At 49.8% G+C, this 9,665-nt stretch carries 10 protein-coding genes; all 10 read right to left on the bottom strand.

Translation table 11 applies throughout. The features are described from left to right. Positions 1–60 precede the first annotated feature (60 nt). Positions 61–1,407 (bottom strand): acetyl-CoA carboxylase biotin carboxylase subunit, encoded by a 1,347-nt coding sequence (gene accC / locus HW443_RS07530; RefSeq protein ID WP_176235331.1) that lies wholly within the window; start codon positions 1,405–1,407, stop codon positions 61–63. 27 nt (positions 1,408–1,434) lie between these two features. Beyond that, positions 1,435–3,255 (bottom strand): acetyl-CoA carboxylase biotin carboxyl carrier protein, encoded by a 1,821-nt coding sequence (accB, locus tag HW443_RS07535; protein WP_258188928.1) that lies wholly within the window; start codon positions 3,253–3,255, stop codon positions 1,435–1,437. 203 nt (positions 3,256–3,458) lie between these two features. Continuing rightward, entirely contained in the window at positions 3,459–4,022 is a 564-nt protein-coding gene (gene efp / locus HW443_RS07540; RefSeq protein WP_176229351.1) for an elongation factor P, read from the bottom strand. A 53-nt stretch (positions 4,023–4,075) separates the two neighbouring features. Then, complete coding sequence (locus HW443_RS07545) at positions 4,076–5,146, bottom strand: M24 family metallopeptidase (RefSeq protein ID WP_176231481.1); 1,071 nt, start codon at positions 5,144–5,146, stop codon at positions 4,076–4,078. A gap of 110 nt (positions 5,147–5,256) precedes the next feature. Beyond that, a complete protein-coding gene (gene aroQ, locus HW443_RS07550; protein ID WP_176229349.1) occupies positions 5,257–5,712 on the bottom strand; it encodes a type II 3-dehydroquinate dehydratase in 456 nt (151 codons plus the stop codon). 4 nt (positions 5,713–5,716) lie between these two features. After that, complete coding sequence (aroB, locus tag HW443_RS07555) at positions 5,717–6,811, bottom strand: 3-dehydroquinate synthase (protein WP_176231482.1); 1,095 nt, start codon at positions 6,809–6,811, stop codon at positions 5,717–5,719. Further along, a complete protein-coding gene (locus tag HW443_RS07560) occupies positions 6,801–7,328 on the bottom strand; it encodes a shikimate kinase (RefSeq protein ID WP_176231483.1) in 528 nt (175 codons plus the stop codon). Before HW443_RS07560 ends, aroB begins: the two co-directional genes overlap by 11 nt. A 24-nt stretch (positions 7,329–7,352) precedes the next feature. Continuing rightward, complete coding sequence (aroC, locus tag HW443_RS07565; protein ID WP_320411248.1) at positions 7,353–8,594, bottom strand: chorismate synthase; 1,242 nt, start codon at positions 8,592–8,594, stop codon at positions 7,353–7,355. A gap of 213 nt (positions 8,595–8,807) precedes the next feature. Continuing rightward, a complete protein-coding gene (locus HW443_RS07570; RefSeq protein WP_176226071.1) occupies positions 8,808–9,023 on the bottom strand; it encodes a DUF2283 domain-containing protein in 216 nt (71 codons plus the stop codon). Positions 9,024–9,195: 172 nt separating this feature from the next. Then, positions 9,196–9,492 (bottom strand): CopG family antitoxin, encoded by a 297-nt coding sequence (locus HW443_RS07575; protein ID WP_176226070.1) that lies wholly within the window; start codon positions 9,490–9,492, stop codon positions 9,196–9,198. Positions 9,493–9,665: the final 173 nt, after the last annotated feature.

The following is a 9,665-nucleotide window of genomic DNA, read 5'->3' on the forward strand; positions in this document are numbered from 1 at the left end:
CAGGAGCTATTAAGAAGTTACCCAAAGGTATATTTTTCTCCTTCTCCACATCCGCCCTCCTTATTCGGCCAGGACCCTTCTGGAGATAAAATTGGTGTAGACCTCTCCCTGTCTGAAGAAGGCATTGGCCAGTATCCGGCGATGAAAAGGGATGGTGGTTTTTATCCCCTCAATAATGATTTCAGAGGCCGCCCTCTCAGCTCTCTTGATAGCCTCCATGCGGTCCCTTCCCCATACAATTAATTTAGCCACCAGGGAATCGTAGTAGGGAGGTACCTCATAACCGGAGTAAAGATGCGAATCAGTGCGGACTCCGGGTCCACCAGGAGGAATAAAAAGGGACACTCTTCCCGGAGAGGGGGTGAAGTCGGCTTCTGAGTCTTCCGCATTTATCCTCAGCTCGATGGCATGTCCATTCATCCGTACCTCTTGTTGCTTCTGGTCAAGTTTCAGGCCCGCAGCAACGCGGATTTGCTCCTTTACCAGATCCAGGCCGGTCACCATTTCAGTAACCGGATGCTCCACCTGGATGCGGGTGTTCATCTCCATAAAATAGAATCTGCCTCCCGAATCCACCAAAAATTCAATGGTTCCGGCCCCCCGGTATCCCACCGCTCGGGCAGCTCTGACCGCCACCTCTCCCATCTCCCTTCTCTTCTTCTCCCACAGGAAGGGAGAGGGGGATTCTTCCAATAGTTTCTGGTGCCTTCTCTGTATGGAGCAGTCTCTCTCGCCCAGGTGAATGATATTGCCAAAATTGTCTGCCAGAATCTGAAATTCTATGTGCCGGGGTTCTTCCAGGTACTTCTCTATATATATTTCATCGTTGCCAAAACAGGCCCTGGCCTCACTTCTGGCCAGGCGAAGGGAAGAGAGAAGGTCTTTTTCGTTTTGAGCCAGCCTCATGCCTTTGCCCCCTCCTCCTGCCGAAGGTTTGATGATAACCGGATAGGAAATCTCTTTGGCTATAGCCACGGCTTCCTCATCTCCCTTGATGGGCCCGTTGGAGCCGGGCACTACCGGAACCTTCCCCTTTTTAACCAGCTCCTTAGCGCTGGCCTTATCCCCCATGGCCTGGATGGCCTCCCAGGGAGGGCCAATAAAGACAATTCCATTTTCCTCGCATAGACGGGCAAGCTCAGAGTTTTCAGCCAGAAATCCGTATCCAGGATGGATGGCCTCAGCCTCACTAACCTCTGCTGCACTCAGAATGTTAGTCATGTTCAAGTAGCTCTTCTGGCTGGGGGCCGGGCCGATGCAAATAGCTTCGTCAGCCATCTTTACATGCATACAATCTCGGTCTGCCTCCGAGTACACGGCTACCGTAGATACATCCAGCTCTTTACAGGCCCGGATGATTCTTACCGCTATCTCTCCTCGATTGGCAACAAGTATTTTTTTAAACATCTCTCCATCTCTGCTACAACCCGCTCCTTACAAGGGCCTGATCCAGAATAAGACCTGTCCATACTCCACTGGCTGCCCGTCTTCGACACAGATTTCCACTACCTCGCCCTCTATATCAGAAATGATCTCATTCATCAACTTCATGGCTTCTACCATACAAAGAGGTTGGCCCACCTCTATAATATCACCTACTTCCACAAAGGGGGGCTGCTCCGCAGCTGAAGTCCGGTAGAAGGTTCCGACCATCGGTGAGATCACCTTCTGCAGTTCCTCCTCCCCTAAAGGTACTTTCTTTTCGCCTCTCTCTGCCTCCCGAACCTGACTCCCTTCCCTGGTGCCAGGTGAACCTGGGCTTTTCCGTAAAGTGATCCTGAGATCTCCCTCTTCTACAATCATCTCCGCCAGGTTGCTATTCTCCATCAGCTTAATGACTTCTCTGATCCTGCCCAAATCCATCTGCGGCTCCTTATCTTCTTCTGCTAATTCTGGCGATGAGAAGGTACTTTCTCTGATACCTCTTTTACTTTCCAGAAAGCTGCGAGTGGCCTGAGGAAAGAGACAGTAGGACAGAACGTCCTTACTGCAGACAGCCAGATCTCCTATCTCCTGGGAGGCGACATCATAGAAGTCCGGAAGAAGGTCCGCCGGCCGGCAGTCTATCGGTTTTTCATCCTCCAGGACTTTCTTTTGAATATCTTCAGCCACGGGGCCGGGCGGCCTGCCGTAAAGACCCTTGACATAAGATTTCATCTCATCAGGCACCACGCTCCATCTCTTTCCGGTCAGCACGTTGAGAATAGCCTGGGTACCTATGATTTGGCTGAGAGGGGTGATGAGAGGTGGGAAACCTGCTTCGGCCCGCACTTTTGGTATTTCTTCTAACACTTCTTCCAATCTGGATAGAGCATCTTTCTCTTTCAGTTGAGCCTGGAGGTTGGAAATCATCCTCCCTGGAATCTGCTGAGAAAGCTGTTTCATCTGGATTACCGAGGCGCTCCCCCTCTCAAAACCCCTTTTTATCCTGATCTCTTCAAAATACTCGGCAATCTCATAGAGCCTCTCCAGATCAAGATGGGTATCATAGGGTGTATCTTTGAGAGCAGTTGCTATCATCTCTGTGGGAGGTTGGGAGTTACCAGAAGCCAGGGGAATAGAGACTGTGTCAATGGCATCCACCCCCGCTTCAATAGCTTTAAGGTAGTTTATAAGGGCCAGCCCACCGGCATAGTGACAATGAAGCTGAAGGGGCAAAGAGAAGTTTTTTTTCAGCTCCTGAATCAGGGAATGAGTGCGGGAGGGGGAAAGGAGAGCCGTTCTGTCTTTGATGCACAGAGAGTCGATACCCATATCCACTAACTGGTGGGCTATCTCCAGGTAATGTTCCAGGGTGTGCACAGGACTGATGGTATACACCACAGCTCCCTGGACATGAGCTCCAGCCTCTTTAGCCGCTTCTATAGCGGTCCTGAAATTGCGGACATCGTTGAGAGGGTCAAATATCCTGAAGATGTCGATACCATTTTTGGCCGCTAACTTGACAAACTTATGGACCACGTCATCACTATAATGACGATACCCCACCAGGTTCTGTCCCCGCAAAAGCATCTGAAGAGGCGTCTTGGGGACCCGCTCTTTAATGGCTCTCAGCCTCTGCCAGGGGTCCTCCTTCAAAAAGGTAAGGCAGGCATCGAAGATGGCTCCTCCCCACACTTCTATAGAGCTAAAGCCGATTTGGTCCATTTGGGGAAGTATGGGCAGTATGTCCTCGGTCCTCAGGCGGGCCAACCAAAGGGACTGATTGCCATCCCGTAAGGTGGTATCGGTGATCTTAATCGGTCTATTTTTCAATAGCGCCTCTTTCACTATGAGCCAGGTAGAACCTGGGTTCCCATTTCCTGCCTGGCAGGTGATCAAGTCCCTGGCGACAACAGGTAGAAAATAGATTGCCCATGGTTCGAGGGTGCGGCCCCCGAATGACAAATTAGGTAGAAATTTTAGTCAGCATTTTCATGGTTCGGGGGTGATGGTCACATCATGACATCAAATCAGGTTCATATCCTGGTCACATACTCGCCAGTCCGGGTATCCACTTTAACCACGTCCCCTTCTTCGATAAACATGGGAACATTGACCACCGCTCCTGTCTCCAAAGTGGCTGGTTTGTTTCCGGCAGTGACCGTATTCCCCTTGAAGCCCGGCGCTGTATGTACCACCCTTAATTCCACAAAAAGAGGTATGTCCACTGAGATAGGCTGATTTCGGTAAAACACCACGTAGACATTCTCATTTTCTTTGAGATACTTCTCCTGCTCCCCCACGATCTGCCCGGACAACTTCAGTTGATCGTAAGTCTCTAGATCCATAAATACAAAACCGTCCTGCTCCCGGTAGAGAAACTGCATCTCCCGTTTGTCCAAAATGGCCAGCTCCACTTTCTCATCGGCCCGGAAGGTCTTTTCAATAACTGCTCCTGTATCCAGATTGCGAAGCCTGGTGCGCACAAAGGCTCCCCCCTTACCCGGCTTGACATGCTGAAAATAAAGGATGTTGTATAAAGTCCCTTCTAAATCGATAGTCATACCATTTTTGAAATCGTTAGTTGATATGGACGGCATCCTCTCCTGGCTCCTTCTTCCCTACGCCCCTATATCCTGTACTCTATGTAGACCTACAAAACATATAATTCCTTTGGCGTCTGAGAGATAATCTCACCGCCATCTTTCTTTACATAGACCAGATCCTCGATCCTCACTCCGCCAAAACCAGGTAGATAGATCCCCGGTTCAATGGTAATGACCATCCCTTCCTCCAGAAGTCCATTGGAGGTAGGCGACAGTCGGGGTGCCTCGTGGATTTCTAGCCCTACTCCGTGGCCCACTCCATGTCCAAAGCTGGATCCGTAGCCCTTTTCCTCGATAACAGCTCGAGCTACGCGGTCTACCTTCCGGCACTCCTGACCCGGCCTGACCTCCTCCAGAGCTCTCAATTGGGCCTCCAGCACGATGTTGTAAATCTCCATCAGCTTCTCGGAAGGTTCTCCCACTGTGGCCATTCTGGTCATGTCTGAGTGATATCCCTGGCATACCGAGCCAAAATCTATTTTGATCATGTCTCCCTGGCAGATTCGTTTGTCTGTGGCCACAGCGTGAGGCATGGAGGATCGGGTGCCGGAAGCAATGACGGTCTCAAACCCTACTCCCTGAGCATCCATCTTTTTTATCACATACTCCAGCTCGTTGGCAATATCTATCTCCCTTGCTCCCACCTCTATCATTGCCAGAAGCTGAGGAAAAACCTTATCATTGATGTCGGCAGCCTCCCGGATCCTCTCCAGCTCCTCCTGGTCCTTAACCTGCCTGAACTTTTCAATGAAGCCTCTCAGGGGACAGAGCTCAACCTGCGTCAGAGACTCCTTCAGTTTTCGATAACGGCTGAAGGGGATGCTATCCTCCAAGGCCATTTTCCGGATCCCTTCTTCCCTGACTAGCTCTAAAACATCTCTCTCTGTGGGATGCTTCCATTGGTAGAGGATAAATTGGGGAGCTTGCCTCCTGGCCTGCTCCAGGAAACGAAAATCAGTCAGAAGGTACTGCCTCTCCGGAGTGATTAACAAGTTGCTCCCGGAGTGAGAGGCGCAGAACCCACTCAGGTAGCGAACATTTACCTCCTGGGAGATAAGAATGGCCTCAAAGCCCTTCTTTTCGATCTCTTCTTTAGCCCTCTCTAACCTGTTCTTCATAGACCCAGACCTGTTTGTCAATCTCTATATGGGTGATACTTTGCTATTAGACGATCTTTGGTAGGATTTCGTTTGGATGAGGACTTATTAGTGCAATAGGTGTTGACGGTTCATGCAGATGGCGACCTTCGTCTTTGATGAAGATCCAGCCCGGCCAGTAGCGAGAGCTCATAACCGTAACTTCCACATCCAGAGATAACCCCATCTACCACGGGGGAGATAACTGAGGTTCTCCTCCACTCCTCTCTGGCATATATGTTAGAAATATGAACTTCTATCTTAACCATATCGGCTGCAGCAAGAGCGTCCCTCAAGGAATAACTGTAGTGAGTGAGAGCCCCGGGATTAATGATTAATATGTCTGTCTGGCCTATGGCCTGGTGAATGCGGTCAATAATCTCGCCCTCGTGATTAGATTGAAATAATTCCAACTTCACTTCTTTCTCCCGGCAAAGAGTGTTAAGTCTCTCTTCAATATCCTTCAGGGAAGCCCGGCCATATAGGGGCTCCTCCCGAATACCCTGAAGGTTAAGATTAGGTCCATTGATAACCAGGGCTTTAGTCATGAGCTCATTCCTCCTGAGTAGCTAATAGCGATTTCACTACTATCTCCTCTGGTACACCCTCTACCACTACTGGTCTGCCCACCTCTTCTAATAGGACAAACCGATTAGACGTCCCATACTTCTTGTCCAGGAGCATGGCCTCAAGAAGGGCGCTTATCTCCACCTGGGGGAGCTTTATCGGCAATCCGGCCCGTGAGATGACTCTTCGATGCAGCTCCACATCATCCCGGTTCAGCTTACCCAGATGGTGAGCCATCTCTGCAGCCACTATCATACCCACGGCTACTGCCTGACCGTGGCTGACCGCACTATAGCCAGTCACCTTTTCAATAGCATGGCCAGTGGTATGCCCGTAGTTGAGAATCATGCGATATCCCGCTTCCCTTTCATCCTGAGAAACAACCGCAGCTTTGATTCCGGCACATCGAGCTATCAGTCTGATCCTTTTCTGGCCGGAAAGTCCTTTTTTCAGACCATCTTCCGCCAGGAGAAAGTCTAAGATCTCCGGATCAGCGATAAAACCATACTTAATTACTTCGGCCAGGCCGTTAAGGAACTCCCGGCGGGGCAGGGTGTCTAGCAGGCCTGGATCTATCAGAACCGCTCTGGGCTGGTAGAAGGACCCGATGAGATTTTTGCCCTCTCTGTGGTCAATGCCCACCTTACCTCCGATACTGCTGTCGACCTGAGCCAATAAGGTAGTGGGAAACTGAATGACAGGTACTCCTCGCTGATAAGTCGCGGCTACAAAACCAGCCACATCTCCCACTATGCCTCCTCCCACAGCAACCAGGGGCTCATGACGGTGCGCTTTCTTTTCAATCAACTGATCGTACAAAAATGATACCGTCTCCAGATTTTTATATCTCTCCTCGGCCCTAAAGGGGATTATTTCCCACCTGAGTCCTGAGGCTTCAAGAGTAGCCCTGAACCTTTCACCGTGCAGGCCAAGTACATTCTCATCCACGATTACAAACACTCTCTCCGCTTTAGTCACTGCCTTGATCTCCCTGCACCAGTGCTCCACAAGTCCTTCTTCGATGATTATTTCATAGGACCGATCTTTTAGATTGACGATAATTGTCTCCCTAAGGTTCAACTTCTTTCACCAGCTTTCGGTAGTTTCTTATGATCAGGTCAGCAATTTCCTCTGCACTCATGTTCTTGACCTCTACTACCTGATCTGCCGCAGTCAGGTATTTCTTCTCCCTCTCCTCCCACAACTCCTTTATCCTCTTCCCCCGCTCCTTTTCCTGCAGGAGGGGCCTGTCCTGATCCAGAGTAAGTCTCTCCTCCAGTCCCGAAAGGGGAAGGGAGAGAAGAAAGATCAAGCCAGATCTTTTAAGCCTTTCCACATTCTGGGGATCCAGAACAGCACCTCCACCGCAGGCAATCACCTGGTCTTCCCTCTGGCAGATCTCCTCAATGCACTCTCTTTCCAGTTTTCGGAAGAAATCCTCTCCTTTTTGAGCAAAAATCTCAGCTATGGTCTGTCCTATCCTTTTTTCTATTAACGTATCACAGTCAACAAAAATTCGGCCCAGTTTTTGAGAGAGAACCTCCCCTACAGTGGTTTTTCCAGCGCCCATGAAGCCGATGAGAACTATGTTCTTCATCTCCATCTTCTCCCCACCACTTCTTCAGGTCAGCCTTCTCTCTATTTGGTCCTTGTACCTGGAGTAGCTTTCCTTGAGCTGGGCCAGGGAATCACCTCCGAACTTCCTCTGAACCGCATTGGCTATTTCCAGGGCCACCACGGCCTCGCCCACCACAGCAGCACTGGGCACAGCACATACATCAGCCCTCTCTTGGAAAGCCCTGACCTCCTCTTTGGTGACCAGGTCAACGCTCCGAAGAGGTTTGGCCAGAGTAGAGATGGGCTTCATGGCTGCCCGCACTACCAGGGGCTGCCCGTTGGTCATCCCTCCCTCCATTCCTCCAGCCCGGTTGGTAGAACGGTAGATACCTTTTTCCTGGCAGTAGAAGATCTCATCATGGTAGGCAGAGCCTCGCAGGCTGGAACCTCTGAACCCCAGCCCAATCTCCACTCCTTTGACTGCTGGAATGCTCATCACTGCTCTGGCGATCCTTCCATCCAGCCGCTCATCCCACTGGACATAACTACCCAGCCCCGCTACAAGACCAGTGGCGATCACCTCAAAGATCCCTCCTACCGAATCACCGTCCTCTCTGGCCCGGTCTATCTCCTGCATCATCAATCTGGAAATCCTCTCATCCATGCAGCGAACCGGGGAGCGGTCTATCATCTTCTGATCCAGCTCCTGTGGCTCTATCTCTCTTCCCAGCTCCACCTCTCCGATAGAAATAACGTGGCTGAAGATCTTGATGTCCAGCTCCAGAAGAAGCAGCCTGGCCAGAGCTCCTGCGGCCACCCGGGCCGCTGTCTCCCGGGCACTGGATCTCTCCAACACATCCCTGATATCATCCAGATCGAATTTTAGAGCTCCGGCCAGATCAGCGTGGCCAGGCCGGGGTCTGGAAACCTTCGCCTCTCTATACCCTGCAGACTGAAACTTCCGCTGTTCCTCACCTCCAGCCCCAGCCTTCTCTTCTCCCTCACCTCCGGTCCGGACCTTCTCCTCTTGCTGACCCTTGGCCCAGATGGCCATAATGTCCTTCCAGTTTTCCCAATCCCGGTTGTAAATGAGGGCGGCGATGGGGCTGCCCGTAGTAATACCTCTCCTGACTCCAGAAAGAATCTCGATGCGGTCCTCTTCGATCTTCATTCTTGTACCTCGCCCGTAGCCCAACTGTCTCCGGTGAAGCTCAAGAGTAATAAAATCCTCTGACAGGCTTACTCCAGAAGGGTATCCATCCACTATAAGGGAGAGAGCTTTCCCATGAGACTCTCCTGCCGTCAAAAAACGCAATGCTTCTCCTTCGCCAGATCCATAGTTTGAAGCCAATCTACACTTATAGTATAAAGAACCTTATGCTCTTCATCGAAATATATAGAAAATAGACACTTCCCAAGCCAAGAAGTGTCCTCCCACCTACCTAAAGTCTCTATATCCAAAGCTATTTATCGTTTAAGAAAAAGCCGTGAGTTAATTCGTCCTTCAGAACAAGCTGCTTTATACAGCTTTTCTTAGTACTTTGTATTCCACAGGAAACAGACTTTCTAAATTCACACGCCTTGAAGCATCAAGAATCTCAATTCCTATGATTTTGTCACTTTCGCCGATATCCAGGACAATATCTTCAGAGACTCGAATATTTCTCACCTCTTGCCTTCTATTGTCTAGACGAATGTAAAGAAGGTCCGTTTTGTCGTTATAGAGAATGTTCATTTTGTGCCTCCCATTTTCCGTAGAATACATAAACCGTGACAGTTACATTTACATTTTCTTCAATAGTATAGAACACTTCGACCCTTTTTTGCGCATAATATTTGTTGTGCCGGGTATTCTTAAAATCATAGATCTTCGCTTTCCCCATGCGTCCATAAATGATTATCTGGAATTAAGCAGTTTTCTGGAGCTCCTTTTCCAGACGCTCTTTGATCCACATTCTGATCATGGTTTGATAGCCGAGACCTTTCCTGCTGGCCAGGCGTTTAAGATCCGCCAGGGCTTTTTCGTCAATACGCATTGAAATAGCTCTCTTTGGACGAACGTCTCTAAAGGGCTCTTTTACTTCTTCCATTTCGCCCCAAAATTCAGAAACGTCATGAGTGTGCCAGAAATGGGCGATCTCTTCGTCAGTCATCTTACTAAAGTCTGGAAGTTTTGCTTTTTCAATCGCTGCTCTTGTAGCCATCTTGCTCATCTCCTATAAAGCTTCTTTTCGCTTTCTGTCATTGGTCTCGTAATCCGGCAGGCCTCCTGTCAGGAGCCATGTTCCTTCTGGTTATATTCTCCCACCTAACTAAAGTCTCTATATCCAAAGCTATCACGACAAAACGGACCTTCTTTACATTCGTCTAGACAATA

The organism is Candidatus Hakubella thermalkaliphila, assembly GCF_013281975.1.
Taxonomy (GTDB): domain Bacteria; phylum Actinomycetota; class Humimicrobiia; order Hakubellales; family Hakubellaceae; genus Hakubella; species Hakubella thermalkaliphila.

Coding starts and splice junctions, on each gene's coding strand:
- accC (WP_176235331.1), bottom strand. CDS start 1,407: ATGTTTAAAAAAATACTTGTTGCCAATCGAGGAGAGATAGCGGTAAGA.
- efp (WP_176229351.1), bottom strand. CDS start 4,022: ATGCCGTCCATATCAACTAACGATTTCAAAAATGGTATGACTATCGAT.
- HW443_RS07545 (WP_176231481.1), bottom strand. CDS start 5,146: ATGAAGAACAGGTTAGAGAGGGCTAAAGAAGAGATCGAAAAGAAGGGC.
- aroQ (WP_176229349.1), bottom strand. CDS start 5,712: ATGACTAAAGCCCTGGTTATCAATGGACCTAATCTTAACCTTCAGGGT.
- HW443_RS07560 (WP_176231483.1), bottom strand. CDS start 7,328: ATGAAGAACATAGTTCTCATCGGCTTCATGGGCGCTGGAAAAACCACT.
- HW443_RS07570 (WP_176226071.1), bottom strand. CDS start 9,023: ATGAACATTCTCTATAACGACAAAACGGACCTTCTTTACATTCGTCTA.
- HW443_RS07575 (WP_176226070.1), bottom strand. CDS start 9,492: ATGGCTACAAGAGCAGCGATTGAAAAAGCAAAACTTCCAGACTTTAGT.